At 68.6% G+C, this 16,617-nt stretch carries 11 protein-coding genes, 1 tRNA gene and 1 pseudogene; 8 read left to right on the top strand and 5 right to left on the bottom strand.

Annotation, left to right across the window (positions count from 1 at the left end):
• Positions 1–103: 103 nt before the first annotated feature.
• The 3 genes from ACZ7LT_RS16490 (at position 104) to ACZ7LT_RS16480 (ending at position 4,164) form a co-directional block, all read left to right on the top strand.
• Positions 104–601, top strand: coding sequence for a sugar transferase (locus ACZ7LT_RS16490; protein ID WP_471236731.1), 498 nt, complete (start codon positions 104–106; stop codon positions 599–601).
• 176 nt (positions 602–777) lie between these two features.
• On the top strand, positions 778–3,033 hold the full coding sequence (locus ACZ7LT_RS16485) for a (Fe-S)-binding protein (RefSeq protein ID WP_471236730.1): 2,256 nt from the start codon (positions 778–780) through the stop codon (positions 3,031–3,033).
• 171 nt (positions 3,034–3,204) lie between these two features.
• Positions 3,205–4,164, top strand: coding sequence for a Yip1 family protein (locus ACZ7LT_RS16480; protein ID WP_471236729.1), 960 nt, complete (start codon positions 3,205–3,207; stop codon positions 4,162–4,164).
• Between the two features lie 65 nt (positions 4,165–4,229).
• Here ACZ7LT_RS16480 and ACZ7LT_RS16475 read toward each other — a convergent pair whose 3' ends face one another.
• The 3 genes from ACZ7LT_RS16475 to ACZ7LT_RS16465 form a co-directional block, all read right to left on the bottom strand.
• Positions 4,230–4,727, bottom strand: a complete 498-nt coding sequence (locus ACZ7LT_RS16475; protein WP_019888140.1) for a phosphoribosyltransferase — start codon at positions 4,725–4,727, stop codon at positions 4,230–4,232.
• Between the two features lie 3 nt (positions 4,728–4,730).
• A complete protein-coding gene (gene dcd / locus ACZ7LT_RS16470; RefSeq protein WP_030690788.1) occupies positions 4,731–5,306 on the bottom strand; it encodes a dCTP deaminase in 576 nt (191 codons plus the stop codon).
• Positions 5,307–5,388: 82 nt separating this feature from the next.
• Complete coding sequence (locus ACZ7LT_RS16465) at positions 5,389–5,568, bottom strand: hypothetical protein (RefSeq protein ID WP_471236728.1); 180 nt, start codon at positions 5,566–5,568, stop codon at positions 5,389–5,391.
• Positions 5,569–5,789: 221 nt separating this feature from the next.
• On the opposite strand from ACZ7LT_RS16465, the gene ACZ7LT_RS16460 reads away from it, so the two are divergent.
• A tRNA-Gly gene (locus ACZ7LT_RS16460) sits at positions 5,790–5,863 on the top strand.
• 417 nt (positions 5,864–6,280) lie between these two features.
• On the opposite strand, the pseudogene ACZ7LT_RS16455 reads toward ACZ7LT_RS16460, so the two are convergent.
• Positions 6,281–6,662 (bottom strand): annotated as a pseudogene (locus tag ACZ7LT_RS16455) (large conductance mechanosensitive channel protein MscL); the annotation flags it as partial.
• A gap of 51 nt (positions 6,663–6,713) precedes the next feature.
• Between ACZ7LT_RS16455 and ACZ7LT_RS16450 the strand changes: the two are divergent.
• On the top strand, positions 6,714–6,887 hold the full coding sequence (locus ACZ7LT_RS16450) for a hypothetical protein (protein ID WP_471236727.1): 174 nt from the start codon (positions 6,714–6,716) through the stop codon (positions 6,885–6,887).
• A 1,429-nt stretch (positions 6,888–8,316) separates the two neighbouring features.
• On the opposite strand, the gene ACZ7LT_RS16445 is transcribed toward ACZ7LT_RS16450, so the two are convergent.
• Positions 8,317–8,655: a hypothetical protein gene (locus ACZ7LT_RS16445; protein WP_471236726.1), complete on the bottom strand. Its 339-nt coding sequence runs from the start codon at positions 8,653–8,655 to the stop codon at positions 8,317–8,319.
• A gap of 490 nt (positions 8,656–9,145) precedes the next feature.
• On the opposite strand from ACZ7LT_RS16445, the gene ACZ7LT_RS16440 reads away from it, so the two are divergent.
• From ACZ7LT_RS16440 to ACZ7LT_RS16430, 3 genes are all read left to right on the top strand, one after another.
• The gene (locus ACZ7LT_RS16440) at positions 9,146–10,729 is read left to right on the top strand and encodes a sigma-70 family RNA polymerase sigma factor (RefSeq protein WP_471236725.1); all 1,584 of its coding nucleotides are present in this window, start codon (positions 9,146–9,148) and stop codon (positions 10,727–10,729) included.
• A gap of 354 nt (positions 10,730–11,083) precedes the next feature.
• The gene (locus ACZ7LT_RS16435) at positions 11,084–13,456 is read left to right on the top strand and encodes a non-reducing end alpha-L-arabinofuranosidase family hydrolase (protein ID WP_471236724.1); all 2,373 of its coding nucleotides are present in this window, start codon (positions 11,084–11,086) and stop codon (positions 13,454–13,456) included.
• 40 nt (positions 13,457–13,496) lie between these two features.
• The gene (locus tag ACZ7LT_RS16430) at positions 13,497–16,121 is read left to right on the top strand and encodes an RICIN domain-containing protein (protein ID WP_471236723.1); all 2,625 of its coding nucleotides are present in this window, start codon (positions 13,497–13,499) and stop codon (positions 16,119–16,121) included.
• The last annotated feature ends 496 nt before the right edge of the window (positions 16,122–16,617 follow it).

The raw sequence follows: 16,617 nt of genomic DNA, 5'->3' as shown, positions 1-16,617 counted from the left end.
TCACGGGCCGCGTCGCGCCGGGGGAATTCCCGTCACTCATGAGAGAGTCCGACCAGAGCCTGACACACGCGGACAAACGTCCCATGATCGGGAGGTGCGGGGCATGACCGCCAAGCGGGCACTCGACCTGCTGGGCAGCCTCTTCCTGCTGCTGGTCCTGGCGCCGGTGTTCCTGGCGGTGGCGGCGGCGCTCGCCCTGTCCGCCCTGGGCGCCCTCGATCACCCGGACGGGGTGCTGCGGAGGGACGTACGGGCGGGGCTCCACGGCCGGGAATTCCGGATGCTGACGTTCCGCACCCAGGGCCGCTTCCTGGCCCGGCTCCCCCAGCTGATCAACGTGGTCCGCGGCGAGATGTCCCTCGTCGGTCCGTGCCCCCTGGCGGCCGACGACGAGGGCTGCGCGGGCCAGGCGCGCCGGCGGCTGTCCGTACGGCCGGGCATGACCGGCCTCTGGCAGGTCAGCGGGCGTTCCGAGCTGCCATGGGAGGAGATGACCCTGCTCGATCTCCACTATGTGGACCATCACTGGCTGGGGATGGATCTGGCCATCCTGAGCCGTACGATTCCAGCATGGGCACGGGCGTCCGCACGGCCCATCTGAGCGGGCCCGGCGGGGCCCCGTCCATGGGGCCCGGCAAGGGTCGCCTGAGCGACACAGATCACCGCAGGCGCGGCTACAGCGCGGCGGAATATCTGGGTACTCTCAGCACGGACTGAATTAAGTTACCGCTTAGTACGTTCTGCAGATTCCCGCCTCGCAGGCCCGAGGAGCCCCTCATGCAACTCGCCGCGATCATTGTGTCGCTGACCCTGAGCGTGGTCGGCGTTGCGCTGCTCGCCCGCGCCATCGGCCAGTTCGTCCGCTACTTCAAGCTGGGCCAGCCGGTGCCCGCCGGCACCCGGACGGACAACCCCTACCAGCGCAGCGTCACGCTGGTCAGGGAGTTCCTCGGCCACACGCGGATGAACCGATGGGGCATCGTCGGCTTCGCGCACTGGTTCGTCGCGGTCGGCTTCCTGACGCTGCCGCCGACCATCGTCACCGCGTACGGCCAGCTGTTCCAGGCCGACTGGACGCTGCCGGTGCTCGGCGGGTTCATCCCGTACGAGATGTACATCGAGTTCATCGGCGCGATGACCATCCTCGGCATCGCCACGCTGATCGTCATCCGCCTGCTCAACCTGCCCTCGCGCCCCGGCCGCAAGTCCCGCTTCGCGGGCTCGAAGATGGGCCAGGCGTACTTCGTCGAGTACGTCATCCTCATCATCGGCCTGGCCATCTACGTGCTGCGCGGCCTCGAGGGCGCACTGCACCACGTCGACCACTACGAGGCCGCGTACTTCGCCTCGTACCCGCTGGTCCTGGCCCTCGACGGGCTGAGCGTCGGCAGTCTGCAGACCCTGGTCTACCTCTTCGCCATGATCAAGCTGAGCACGACCATGATCTGGATGATCACGGTCTCGCTCAACACGAACATGGGTGTGGCCTGGCACCGCTTCCTCGGCTTCCCGAACATCTGGTTCAAGCGCAACGCGGACGGCGCCAGCGCGCTCGGTGCGCTCCAGCCGATGACCAGCGGCGGCAAGGAGATCAACTTCGAGGACCCGGGCGAGGACGACGTCTTCGGCGTCTCCCAGGTCGAGCAGTTCTCCTGGAAGGGCATCCTCGACTTCTCCACCTGCACCGAGTGCGGCCGCTGCCAGTCGCAGTGCCCCGCCTGGAACACCGGCAAGCCGCTCTCCCCCAAGCTGCTGATCATGTCGCTGCGCGACCACGCGCACGCCAAGGCCCCGTACCTGCTGGCCGGCGGCGGCAAGACGATGGAGGGCGAGGAGAAGGCGTCCGCCGAGGCCCTGAAGGACGTCCCGGCGGCCGCGCTGGCCGAGGCCGAGCGCCCGCTGATCGGCACCGTCGAGGAGAACGGCGTCATCGACCCGGACGTGCTGTGGTCCTGCACGACGTGTGGCGCGTGCGTGGAGCAGTGCCCGGTCGACATCGAGCACATCGACCACATCGTCGACATGCGCCGCTACCAGGTGATGATCGAGAGCGCCTTCCCGTCCGAGGCGGGCACGATGCTCAAGAACCTGGAGAAGAAGGGCAACCCCTGGGGTCTGGCCAAGAAGCAGCGCGTCGAGTGGACCAAGGAGGTCGACTTCGAGGTCCCGATCGTCGGCAAGGACGTCGAGGACCTCACCGAGGTCGACTACCTGTACTGGGTCGGCTGCGCCGGCGCCCTGGAGGACCGGGCCAAGAAGACCACCAAGGCCTTCGCGGAGCTGCTGCACATGGCGGGCGTCAAGTTCGCCATCATGGGCGGCGAGGAGAAGTGCACCGGTGACTCGCCGCGCCGCCTCGGCAACGAGCCGCTGTTCCAGCAGCTCGGCCAGGAGAACGTGGCGATGCTGAACATGGCCTTCGGCGAGGACGACGAGGACCCGTCGACGAAGAAGCCGAAGTCCGCGAAGAAGATCGTCGCGACCTGCCCGCACTGCTTCAACACGATCGCGAACGAGTACCCGCAGCTGGGCGGCGAGTTCGAGGTCATCCACCACACGCAGCTGCTCCAGCACCTCATCGACGAGGGCAAGCTGATCCCGGTGACGCCGGTCGACGGTCTGATCACGTACCACGACCCGTGCTACCTGGGCCGCCACAACAAGGTCTACACGCCGCCGCGCGAGATCATGTCGGCCGTGCCGGGCCTGCGCCAGCAGGAGATGCACCGCCACAAGGAGCGGGGCTTCTGCTGTGGCGCCGGTGGCGCGCGGATGTGGATGGAGGAGCGGATCGGCAAGCGCATCAACACCGAGCGCGTGGACGAGGCGCTGTCCCTCAACCCGGACATCGTCTCCACCGCCTGCCCGTTCTGTCTGGTGATGCTGACCGACTCGGTCAACGGCAAGAAGAACGACGGTCAGGCGAAGGAGAGCCTGCAGGTCGTGGATGTGGCGCAGTTGCTGCTCGACTCGGTGAAGACGAAGCCGGAGGAGGAGCCGAAGCCGGCGGAGGAGCCGGTCGCCTCCTCCTGACGGCGTAGCGCTCCGGTAGGACCGCGCAGGGCCCGTACGTCTCACGACGTACGGGCCCTGTCGTCCCTCCGGCCCCTCCTCCCCTAGGGGATGTCACAGGTCAGCCGCAAAGGCCCTTGTGCGTCCCCCCGCCGGGCGCCCCGCACAGTGGGAACGGGTACGTTCGACGGCGTGGCTGGATTCAGGATCGGACGGGGCCGGGACAACAACCGCTCCCCGCAACAACAACCGCAGCAGGGACCCCGCGGTCCGCAGGCCCCCTATGGGCACCCCGCGGCGCCCCCGCCTCCGTACGGGCAGCACCAGCAGCCCCAGCCGCCTCACTGGCAGCAGAGACCACAGGGGCCGCAGGGAGGGCCGCAGCCGTACGGCGAGCCGGAGTACTTCGGCGACTCCTACGGCCAGCCGCAGCAAGGCGGCGGCCCGCAGTACGGGCAGCAGTACGATCCGCGACCGCCGTACGGAGCCGGCCCCGCTCACCCCTCGACGGCGAACACCCCGGGCCACACCCAGGCGTTCCGGATCGACGAGGACCCGTACGGCGAGGGCGCCACGTACCACGCAGGCGCCGCCCCGGCGGCTCCCGCGGGCCCGCGGCTGCCGTGGAAGGCCCTGCTGAGCGGCATCGTGATGCGCCCGGGCCCGACGTTCTGGCAGATGCGGGACCACGCGGTGTGGGGCACGGCGCTGGTCGTGACGTTCCTCTACGGCCTGCTGGCGATCTTCGGCTTCGACCAGGCGCGCGAAGAGGCGATCAACGCCACGATCTCGACGGCGATTCCGTACGCCCTGATGACGGGCGTCGGCTTCGTGATCGGCAGCCTGATCCTGGGCGCGGTGACGCACACCCTCGCCCGCCAGCTCGGCGGCGACGGCGCGTGGCAGCCGACGGTGGGTCTGTCCATGCTGATCATGTCGATCACGGACGCGCCACGCCTGGTCTTCGCCCTGTTCCTGGGCGGCGAGAACGGCCTGGTGCAGGTGATCGGCTGGCTGACCTGGCTGGCGGCGGGAGCGCTGTTCACGTCCATGGTGAGCAAGTCGCACGATCTGCCGTGGCCGAAGGCGCTGGGAGCGTCGGCGATCCAGCTGGTCGCACTGCTGTCGATCATCAAGCTGGGCACGCTCTGACGATGTGAAAAAGCCCGCCGAGTACGACGTACTCGGCGGGCCTTTTCCCTGTGCCTGGTGCGGACTCAGGCGTCCAGGACCTGTCCTTCACGCTTCACGACGGGCGGCTCGACGCTCCAGGGGAAGTTGATCCACTCGTCCGTCTTCTTCCAGACGTACTCGCACTTCACGAGGGAGTGGGACTTCTCGTAGATGACGGCGCTGCGGACCTCGGCGACGTGCTCGACGCAGAAGTCGTGGACGAGCTTGAGGGTCTTTCCGGTGTCGGCGACGTCGTCGGCGATCAGGACCTTCTTGTCGGAGAAGTCGATCGCGTTCGGCACGGGGGCGAGCATCACGGGCATCTCGAGCGTGGTGCCGACGCCGGTGTAGAACTCCACGTTGACGAGGTGGATGTTCTTGCAGTCGAGCGCGTACGCCAGGCCGCCGGCGACGAAGACACCGCCGCGGGCGATGGAGAGCACGATGTCGGGCTCGTAGCCGTCGTCGGCGATGGTCTGCGCGAGCTCGCGCACGGCGCGCCCGAACCCCTCGTACGTCAGGTTCTCCCGTACATCACTCATTGCTCACACCTGCGTCCGATGGAAGTTCATGTACGAACGGGAGGCCGTCGGCCCCCGCTGGCCCTGGTACCGCGACCCGTAGCGCTCGCTCCCGTAGGGGAACTCGGCCGGCGAGCTGAGCCGGAACATGCACAGCTGCCCGATCTTCATCCCCGGCCAGAGCTTGATCGGAAGCGTGGCGAGGTTCGACAGCTCCAGCGTGACATGCCCGGAGAAGCCGGGGTCGATGAAGCCGGCGGTGGAGTGGGTCACCAGCCCGAGGCGCCCGAGGGAGCTCTTGCCCTCCAGGCGCGAGGCGATGTCGTCCGGCAGCGTGATGACCTCGTACGTCGAGGCGAGCACGAACTCACCGGGGTGGAGGATGAACGCCTCGTCGCCCTCCGGCTCGACTTCACGCGTCAGGTCGAGCTGTTCGACGGCGGGGTCGATGTGGGGGTAGCGGTGGTTCTCGAACACCCGGAAGAAGCGGTCAAGCCTCACGTCGATGCTCGAGGGCTGCACCATGGATTCGTCGTACGGGTCGATACGGACCCGTCCGGCGTCGATCTCGGCCCGGATGTCCTTGTCTGAGAGAAGCACGCCCCGAGGATACGCAGAGCGCGCGGGCCCGCCCCAATCGGACGGCCTCCCGCGCGCCTCCACTACTCCCCGCTACGTGCCGCTACCGCTGCTGCAGCTCCCGGGCCCCCACGGGCACGGCATGCCGCAACCGCGCACACCGCGGACACCGGATGAGCCGCCCGGGCCCGATCCGCCCGGCACCGAGCTGCTGCATCGGAAACGAAGTGGTGGTGAACACGTGCCCTTCGGCACAGCGGACGGTGCGCTCCATCGGGTCCATCAAGTCCCTTCCCCAAAAACCGTGGACGAGATAGCCACATTAGGGGATGAACAGGACACCACAGCAAGCGGCACTCCGCCCCCAACGCTACGCCCCAACACCCGCCCCCCGCACGCGCGTCCACCCCCGGAACAGCAGACAGGCACCACGGCGAATACCACCGAGGAGCCTGGAGATGAGGTACAGTGTGCGACGATGCGGTACCGCGATGGGTCCGCTGTGCGGGTGTAGTTTAATGGTAGAACATGAGCTTCCCAAGCTCAGAGCGCGGGTTCGATTCCCGTCACCCGCTCCACGAGAAAGCCCCAGGCCAGAGGCCCGGGGCTTCTTTGTTGTCTGGACCTCTCCGGGGCCGCCGTGCCCTCCGCGTGCCCTAACTCTGGGAGAGTCGGACAGTCGGCGGGCGGTGAGTCCGACCATCTGGGCGAGACGGGTGACGGTGAACCCGCGGCGCTTCGTGCACACACCGGCCGCGGGCCACCTACCCGGCGCCCGAGCCCAGGCAGCCAGGGCCCACAGCACCCCGCAACGCCCCGATGCCCAGGGGCACCCGGCCGCAGGCACCCTCGCCGTCGTGCAGCAGCCGCCACAGGCACGGCGGCGCTGATCTTCTGCGCGCGCCGACGGGCCCATCCCGATGCCCTCGCTGCTCGTGGCAGCGAGGGCATCTCTGGCTGCCAGCCGAGGCAGTTGATGCGCTGCCGGTGGTCGGGGGCTGCTCGGTAGCGCAGTGGAGGCACTTGCTCGCAGCGGCGGGCAGGTCCTCGGAGAGGCAGGCCGGGCAGGTCTTGACGGGACCGGGTTCGCCCAATGCCTTGACACCGCGGCGGGCCTGGTAGCGCTTGTACGGCACGACGATCAGGAAGTAGATGACCGCCAGGAAGATGATGAAGTAGATCAGCGCGGAGATGAACTGGCCCCGGTCGAGGTACGTCGCCTCGTTTCCCTCTTCGCCGAGCTGCCACCCGAGCCCCCGGAGATTTGCCGCCCTGGAAACGGCTGACGATCGGGTTGATCTAGTCGGTGAACGCTTTGATCAGGGTCGAGAAGGCCAGCGCGATGACCAGGCCGGCACGCGAGCACAGCGGGAGCAGTGCTCAGCAGCTCGTCGCAAGCCCTGACGCAGGTAGCGGAGCCACGGCGCGATGACGCACGGACGGCCGCAGCCCGGCCGCGCCACCGCCTCACTTGGGCTCGGCTCCGTAAGGGATGCCGCCGGTCTGCTGGTGAACGCGGGCACCGCGGCCCGCGTGCGATGGCAGATGGGTACGTGCTCCGCCCGTGTCGCGGGCCGACTGCTCACGGACCAGGTCCTGTAGCGCTGCTCAGCTCGGGCGAGGCGGCGATCAGCGGCTCGGGCCGGCCTTGCAGGAGCCCTACGACCGCGCTGCTGCCCGCCGGATGCCCGGCGACCTCCGACGCGGTCCTGTCGAGCGTGTCCGCGGCGCGCTCCGCCCCATCGGGGTCGGACCGGCGCAAGCGCTGCACCAGGCCTTCCCGGGTAGCGGATCCTCCTGGCCCGCATCGCGCCGTGGCTAGGCATCGCGCATCGTGACCCCGAAAGGGGAGTGGGTTCGGCAGACAGCTGCCGACCCACCGAACCCAGAGCTACGCCACATGCTCGTGGGGCCCACCCCATTCCGATGAGGTGCGCGACCTGAACGCTGACGGTGGCAGGCTCTGTTTCGCCAGGGTCCGCCGGCCGACACTTGAGGCGCGCCAGGGGCTCGTGCCCGGGACCCGCTCGATAATGGGCATGTAGGGGCTCCTCTGGTTCTGCCGGAGGTCGCACGTGACTGCGACCGGGGCTCTGGGTGCCACCAGAACCCCGGCCTGGCGTGCGGGCGTTGAGGTGGGGCCGGCCGATCACCTGCGGGCCGGGCCCGCTACCGGCCTCCGGCCCGCCTGTGTTCTTCGACGATGCCGTGCCCTTCCGCCGGCTCCCTGATGCGCCGTCTCAGGCGCCCACTTGGGACTGGCGGGGCTCGGGCGGACGGTTTACCTCTGACGCTGAGACGAGTGGGGGCGACGTCGATTGCCCCGGGTGCGGCGGCTACGGTCGCGGCGGCTGCTGACTCGGCTGGCTCTCAGCCCCCGGACCGTCGTCGATGGAAGCCTCAGGTGGTCTGCCCCTCAATCGGTAGACGTCGTGGCAGGCTCCCCAGACCAGACGACGCAGCAGTGCGGAAAAGTAGCCGGCGTGAGCAGTCCTGTGCCGAGTCCTGGCAGTCCGCGTCGGCGGCGAAGTCCAGAGTCTCGAAAGTGCGCGACCAGTCCGTGCCCTCACGTGTCCCTTCATTTAGCTGAACGGCGTGGCGTGAGGGCGGGGTACACATTCCTTGGGGAGAACAGCGTTCCCCTCCCGTCGGGTGGGACGATCCAGGAGAACCGCGCCGCTTTCCGGCCAGGTCGGGAACGGCCAGCCACGTCCCGCTCGTCCGATACCGGGCAGCCCGATCCAATCTCGGCTGGGTCATCACAGGCCGAAGCCAGCCATCGAGCCGACCACACAGAGCGCGTCATTGCTACCTCATCTCTGGTCAGCCGAGGAAGTACACGACTCTCGCGGACCGGAAGCGGTACGGACAGGGAGGCGGAACGTGGCGGATTCGAATCGCCGATTCTTGTGATCTGGCAGGCGCTGCCACGTTCCCTGGATTCCACAGCGAGTCCCGTCGGCAACTCTCTGCTCCCCGCCCGGCATGACAGGCGCGGGCATAGCCCAGAGCGCATCCGACTCTGCGAGGATCACATGGCTCGGTTGATCCATCGCCGGAGTGCGACGTGGGTGGTCTCATCCAGCGTGCACAGGGCCTCGATGGCGTCGAGGTCTCCCGGCATGGGTGCGATGCCGGCTGCGGTGAGGGTGGCGTGCAGCTCCAGACGGCGGAGGTCGGCCGGCTCGAAAGGAAGCGGCAGGCGGCTCTCCGGCGTTGGCGCCGGCAGAAGGTAGTCGCCGAGCTCCATGCCGCCGCGGGCCATCGACGTCTCCTCAGACCGGTCGTCGATGAGCACGGCGGGGAAGCGGTACGGGTCGAGATCCAGCAGCCCAGTGGTGCCCGTGGTGAAAGCCGGAGATCCAGTCACGAGTGCCTCCTTAGTAGTCATGCAACTGGAGAAGACGACTGGAAAGGGACTGGGGACAGTTGCAGCCCACGGGGTACTCCACCCGAATGTCCCCTATGGCATCTCGTCACAAGAGAGATGAACCAACCGATCCCAGCGTCCAGCGGCGGCCACCTCTTCGGCTCATCCGGCGCAAGCCGGACCTCGAACACTTCGTCCCTGCATCCCGCATGCCGGGACGGCATCCCTCATCGGCCCCGTCTCCACTCCCGACGTCGTGGCCTCGGCAGGGCGGGCGTGGCTAGGGCTACTGGCTCCCCGATGGCCGGCACTGCGTCGCGCGCCGGTATGCATGGAACACCACCGACAAGCCCGCAACGCGCGGTACCGGCCCTCAAAAGTCGGCACGGGCCGGTACGTTGGCCCAAGGCACGGGCTTTGGCCGCATACCTTGGCCGAGGCTAAGGTGAGGCGCCGTACTCGGTGGATCGCTCCCCTGAGGGAAGTGGGGATGGGGATCATGGATGCGGACCACGCGGGGCTGGTTGTCGCGGCGCAGGCCGGGGACGATCGGGCGCGCGAGGAGCTGATCGCCGCCTACCTGCCGTTGGTCTACAACATCGTCGGGCGAGCGCTGAGCGGACATGCCGACGTCGACGACGTCGTCCAGGAAACCCTGCTGCGCGTGGTGCGCGACCTGCCTGCCCTGCGTGCCCCCGAGAGCTTCCGGTCCTGGCTGGTGTCGATCACGCTCCGCCAGATCAACACCTACTGGCACCGGCAACGCACCTTCGCCGGCCGGACCACGGTCATCGACGAGGCACACCAGATACCGGACGCCGGCGCCGAGCTTGAGGGCGTGACGATCCTGCGTCTGCATGTGTCGGACGAGCGCCGTCAGGTCGTCGAAGCCGGCCGGTGGCTCGACCCGGAACATCGGGTGCTGCTGTCGCTGTGGTTGCAGGAATGTGCCGGCTCACTGAGCCGTGACGACGTCGCCGCCTCGATGGGGCTCACTGTCGCCCACGTCGGAGTACGCCTGCAACGCATGCGCGAGCAGTTGGAACTGAGCCGGACGATCGTCGCCGCGCTGGAGGCCGACCCGCGCTGTCCGCAGTTGGACGAGACCGTCGTCGGCTGGGACGGTCTGCGTACATCGGTGTGGCGCAAGCGGATCGCGCGGCACACCCGCGACTGCCCGGTCTGCATGGCGACGACGACAGAACGGGTTCCCGCCGAACGGCTGCTCCTCGGCCTCGCGACGCTGGCCGTCCCGGCCGGACTCATCGCCGCGCTGGCCGCCAAGGGCCTGCTGTCGGGTACGGCCGCGAGCGCCGCCGGGCTGGCCACGGCACACGTCGCCGCCGGCACGGCGACGGCGACGGCGACGGCGACGGGGGGAGGCGGTCTGCACAGCGCGCTGATCGGCAAACTCCACGTGGTGACCGCTCATCCGCTGGTGAGCCTCGCCACCGGCGCGGTGCTCATCGCCGGGACCGCCACCTACGCGACCTGGCCCGAACCGGCGCATCGGGAGCCCGGCGTCATCGCCGCTCCCACGGTCGGCAGTCCCAAGCCGGTCAATCCCACGCCGATCCCGTCGCGCACTGCCACGTCGGCCGCACCGTCCCCGGTGACTCCGTCCGCCGTCGCGGGCACTGTTCCGCTGGGCCCACAGTCGCTGGAGTCCGTGGACGAACCCGCCCTGTACATCACGTATGCCGGCGACTTCGCGACGCTCGGCCGAGTCTCCGCGTCCAGCAGCGCGCGGAAGCGGCAGCGGGGCACCTTCACGGTCATCGAGGGGCTGGCCGACACACGGTGCGTCACCTTCCGCGCCGCCGACGGCCGCTACCTGCGCCATCGTTACCTGCGGCTACAGCTGAGCGCCAACGACGGCAGCGAACTGTTCCGCGAAGACGCCACCTTCTGTCCGCGCCCCGGGGCGGTCGCCGGGTCGGTGACCCTGCACGCGCACAACTATCCCGGATCGGTCCTCCGCCACCGCGACGGCGGCATCTGGCTCGATGGCTCCGACGGCACTCGGGCCTTCGCCGGCCAGGCTTCCTTCATCATGCGCAAGGCCTGGGCCTGAGAACCGCTCCTTGAGCATTTGGTCCAGCTTCGATCCGCATTCATCGACGGCTGCCACCACTCCAAAACCCTTCACCCGTTGATCCTGGCGGCGCGCCTTTCCGCAGGGACGACCAGACCGCGGGGCTTGGCATAACGCTTTTTGCCCGCGAGATGCATCACTGAGCAATCGTCCGGGCGGCGCGACTTTTCTGTTACGAGACCGCGCGTTCGAAGGCCTCCAATTCGTGGGGTGCCCTTCCCGCCGCTCGCCATGACGTGCCGACGTAGCGGGTTCCCCGGCTTCCCCGTTGACGTATTCCCTGAAGAAAGCCTCTCCGATGACGCAATTCACCCATGAACCCCGAGGAGAATCATGAAGGGCCTGCACCGGCTCAGCCGGCGTCGCCGAACAGCGACGGTAGGACTGTCGGCCGCGGCGGTGGTGGCCGGTGTCGTGACGCTCCTTCCCAACTCCGCCGGAGCCGCGACCCTGGGTACGCAGGCCGCCCCCTCGGGCCGGTACTTCGGTACCGCTGTGGCCGCCGGCAGGCTCGGCGAGCCGGCGTACACCGCGATCGCCGACCGGGAGTTCAACATGATCACCCCGGAGAACGAGATGAAGTGGGACGCCGTCCAGCCGTCCCGCGGCAACTTCACCTTCGGCCCCGCCGACCGCATCGTCAACCGTGCGCAGGCGAACGGCCAGCGCGTGCGCGGCCACACCACGGTCTGGCACTCGCAGCTCCCGGCCTGGGTCGGCTCGATCAGCGACGCGAACACGCTGCGCAGCGTGATGAACGGCCACATCACCACCACGATGACCCACTTCAAAGGCAAGATCTACGCCTGGGACGTGGTCAACGAGGCGTTCGCCGACGGCCCCAGCGGTCAGCTCCGCAGCTCGGTGTTCCAGAAGGTCCTGGGCAACGGCTTCATCGAGGAGGCGTTCCGCACCGCCCGTGCGGCCGACTCCTCGGCCAAGCTCTGTTACAACGACTACAACATCGAGAACTGGTCGGACGCCAAGACCCAGGGCGTCTACAGAATGGTCAAGGACTTCACGTCCCGCGGCGTGCCCATCGACTGCGTCGGGCTCCAGAGCCACTTCGGAGCGGACGGCCCGCCGGCGAGCTTCCAGACCACCCTGGCCAACTTCGCCGCCCTGGGCGTCGACGTCCAGATCACCGAGCTGGACATCGCCCAGGCATCGCCCACCCACTACGCCAACGCGGTCAAAGCCTGCCTGTCCGTGGCCCGGTGCACCGGCATCACGGTGTGGGGCGTCCGTGACAGCGACTCCTGGCGCCGCGGCGAAAGCCCGCTGCTGTTCGACAACAACGGCAAGCCCAAGCCCGCGTACACCGCCGTCATGAACGCCCTCAACTCCGGCTCGGGTACCACCCCGAGCGGGCCGGCCGACGGCACTGGTACCGGCACGGGGGAGATCAAGGGCGTGGCCTCCGGCCGCTGTATCGACATCCCCGCCTCCACCACTGCCAACGGCACCCAGGCGCAGCTGTGGACCTGCAGCGGACAGGCCAACCAGCGCTGGACCTACACCGACGGCAAGCAGCTGAAGATCCACGGCAACAAGTGCCTGGACGCCAAGAGCAAGGGCACCACCAACGGAACCGCGGTGGTCATCTGGGACTGCAACGGCGGCACCAACCAGCAGTGGAACATCAACACCAACGGCACGATCACCGGCGTCCAGTCCGGGCTGTGCCTCGACGCCGTCGGTGCGGCCACCGCCAACGGCACCAAGATCCAGCTGCATGCCTGTGGGGGCGTCGGCAACCAGAAGTGGACCGCCCCGTCCGGGTCGGGCGGCGGCACGTGCGCGCTTCCGTCGACGTACAAGTGGAGTTCGACGGGTGCCCTGGCGCAGCCTGCGAACGGGTGGGCCTCGCTGAAGGACTTCACCAACGTGGTGCACAACGGCAAGCACCTGGTCTACGGGTCGCACTTCAACGGATCGAAGTACGGCTCGATGACGTTCAGCCCCTTCACCAACTGGTCGGACATGGCGTCCGCCGGACAGAAGGCGATGAGCCAGCCCGCGGTCGCGCCCACGCTGTTCTACTTCGCGCCCAAGAAGATCTGGGTCCTCGCGTACCAATGGGGTCAGTGGCCCTTCATCTACCGCACTTCGAGCGACCCCACCGACCCCAACGGCTGGTCCGCGCCGCAGCCGCTGTTCACCGGCAGCATCCCCCGCACCGACTCCCCCACCGGCCCGATCGACCAGACCCTGATCGCCGACGACCAGAACATGTACCTGTTCTTCGCCGGTGACAACGGCAAGATCTACCGGGCGAGCATGCCGATCGGGAACTTCCCGGGCAGCTTCGGCTCGTCGTACACGACGGTCATGAGCGACACGGAAGCCAACCTGTTCGAGGCTCCCCAGGTCTACAAGGTCCAGGGCCGGCAGCAGTTCCTCATGATCGTCGAGGCGAAGGGTGCGCAGGGGCGCTACTTCCGCTCGTTCACGGCCTCCCGCCTGAACGGCTCGTGGACCCCGCAGGCCGCCACCGAGAGCAACCCCTTCGCGGGCAAGGCCAACAGCGCTGCCACCTGGACCAACGACGTCAGCCACGGTGACCTGGTCCGCAGCAATCCCGACCAGACCATGACGATCGACCCCTGCAGGCTGCAGTTCCTCTACCAGGGCAAGTCCTCCACCGCGGGCGGCCCCTACGACCGACTGCCGTACCGGCCGGGTGTCCTCACCCTGCAGCGCTGACTGCCCGATCCACGGTCATACGCAAGGAGAAACACCCCCCATGAAGAACCCCACGAACGGTGGGCGCCGCGGGCGTCACCGCCGCCGCTGGACCGCGACCGGACTGCTGCTCGGAGCGCCCGCTCTCGTCGTGCCGTATCTCCTGTTCGTGCAGGACGACTCGCAGGCCGCGACGGTCGACGGCAATGCCTACTACCGGCTGATCTCCGTACGCAGCGGCAAGGCGCTGGACGTCAACGCCTTCTCCACCGCCGACGGCACCCGCATCCAGCAGTGGACCGACCAGAACACCGCCAACCAGCAGTGGAAGCTGCGACCCACCGGGGACGGCTACTACGAGCTGGTGAACCGCAACAGCGGCAAAGTGCTGGGCATAGCGGGCGGTTCGTCCGCCCAGGCGGCCGCCGCCGAGCAGCAGACCGACAGCGCCTCCACCTCTCAGGAGTGGCGGATCGACGAGGTGAGCGGTTCCGACGCCGTCACCTTCACCTCCCGCAGGAGCGGCCAGGTCCTGGACGTCTCCGGAGGCTCCACGGCCGAGGGCGCGGTGGTCATCCAGTATCCCGGCAAGGGCAGCACCAACCAGCAGTGGAAGCTGGTGAAGACGGCCGAGTCCCCGGCGGCCGGGACCGGACCGTATGTGTGGAGCAACGCCCAGGTGGTGGGCGGCGGTTACGTCACCGGGCTGGTGTTCAACCCGCGTGAGAAGGGCCTTCTGTACGCGCGCACCGACATGGGCGGCGCCTACCGCTGGGACACCGCGGCCGAGCAGTGGATCCCGCTGACCGACTGGGTCGGCGAGAAGGACTGGAACCTGCTGGGCATCGACTCGGTGGCCACCGACCCCGTCGACCCCAAGCGGCTCTACCTCGGGGCGGGCACCTACACCAACGATTGGGCGGGCAACGGCGCGATCCTGCGCTCCACCGACAAGGGCCGCACCTTCAAGCGCACCAACCTGCCCTTCAAGCTGGGCGGCAACGAGGACGGCCGCGGGGCTGGCGAGCGGCTGGTGGTCGACCCCGCGAACAACGCCAACCTGCTCCTCGGCAGCCGCAAGAACGGCCTGTGGCGCAGCACCGACCACGGCGTCACATGGAGTCAGCTCTCTTCGTTCCCCGTCAAGGACGGGGCGGGCAGCGGCGGCGGCATCTCCTTCGTGACGTACGGCCCGGCCGGAAGCAAGACGATCTACGTCGGCGTCGCCGACAAGTCCACCTCCCTCTACCGCTCCACCGACGGCGGCAGCACCTGGCAGGCCGTCTCCGGGCAGCCCGCCGGCCAGATGCCGCAGCACGGCGTGCTCTCCGGTGACGGATCGCTGTACCTGACGTACACCAACAATCTCGGACCCAACGGCGTGACGGCGGGTTCGGTGTGGAAGTACACGCCGGGCAGCGGGGCGTGGAAGAACATCTCCCCGTCCCAGGGAAGTTACGGCTTCTCCGGTCTGGCGGTCGACCCGCGCAAGCCGTCCACGGTCATGGTCACCACCCTCGGCCGCTGGTGGCCCGAGGACGAGATCTACCGGACCACCGACGGCGGTTCGAACTGGAAGGCACTGGCCGACAAGTCGGTGCGGGACGCCTCCGGCGCTCCTTACGTCGGCACTCACACCGGGCACTGGATGACCGCCCTGGCCATCGATCCCTTCGACTCCGGGCACGTGCTGTACGGCACCGGCAACGGCATCTTGCGCAGCAAGGACGCCAATGCCTCCGACAGCGGCGGCACCAGCCACTGGAGCATGGGTGCCCGAGGGCTGGAGGAGACCGCGCTGCTGGACGCGATCGCCCCTCCCGGCGGCGCCACCGTCATCACCTCCATGGGCGACCAGGGCGGCTTCCGGCACGACTCCCTGACCAAGGTGCCCTCCGGGCGGCTGAAGAACCCGTTGATGACCAACAGCACCGATATCGACTTCGCCCAGTCCAAGCCCTCGATGATGGTCCGCGTCGGCCGTGGCGGCGAGCAGGACGGCGCCTACTCCACCGACGGCGGCAGCAACTGGACCGGCTTCAAGGCAGAGCCTGTGGCCGGTGCCCGGGACGGCCGTATCGCGCTATCGGCGGACGGCTCCACCATCGTCTGGACCGAGGCCGGTCAGGCCCCGTACCGCTCGACCGACAACGGGGCGAGCTGGTCGAGGGTCAACGGCCTGGGTAACGACGCCGCAGTCGTCGCCGACCGCTCCTCGGCCAAGACCTTCTACTCACTGGCCGGCGGCACGCTCTACGCCAGCACCGACGGCGGCGCGACCTTCACCGCCCGGGCCACCCACCTGCCCGCCGGCCGGCTCACGGCCGTCCCCGGCATCGCCGGGGATCTGTGGATCGCCGGCGGCGCCAAGGGGGTGCTGCACTCCACCGACGGCGGCCGCACCTTCACCACGCTCGGGGCGGTGCAGTCCGCCTCCGCCCTCGGGTTCGGCAAGGCCGCGCCGGGCGCCTCCTATCAGGCCCTGTACCTGATCGGTACCGTCAAGGACGTCACCGGCGTCTTCCGCTCCACCGACAAGGGCGCCACCTGGCTCCGCGTCAACGACGACGCCCACCAGTGGGGCAGCATCGGCGGCGTGGGCGTCATCACCGGTGACCCCGACACCTACGGTCGCGTCTATGTCGGCACCAACGGGCGCGGCCTCCAGTACGGCGACCCGTCCTGACCTAAACGCCCGAGCGGGGCCGCAGGCACACCGGCCTGCGGCCCCGCCATGGCTGAGGTCAGGCGCCGACCGGCTGCCCCCGCTCGAAGTGGTAGTGCACGGTCGAAAACTTCGGCCCCGACGACGGCTCGGGGTAGCCCACTTCCCTGATGACCGGCTGGAGCCGGTTCCACAGAACGGCCCCGTCATTTCCAGGGGCTCCCCACAGCCCCGGGCATGCAAAGCGAGGCGTGCCGGCACGGCGTCAGGTGCGATGGGTCCCACCTCACCCCCGGACGGCAGGAGTCGAGACGGCCGCTTACGCGGCACCGTCCTTTTCCGCGTAATTCGAAGATGCTTCGTACGGGCCCCGCTTGCCGGACCGGCGCTTCGTTGGGCCGCCCGGATTCTCGATGACCGCTCGTAATCGGGGGGACACAACTCCGGGGGCATAGTGCGCTGTTATGGGGATCCGATATCTTTTGGCGCCGCCGCCGCATCCGCATCCTTTCTCCAA

The organism is Streptomyces sp. NPDC039465, assembly GCF_055639315.1.
Note: the sequence above shows the minus strand (reverse complement) of the source record. Positions and strands in the feature narration are given on the sequence as shown.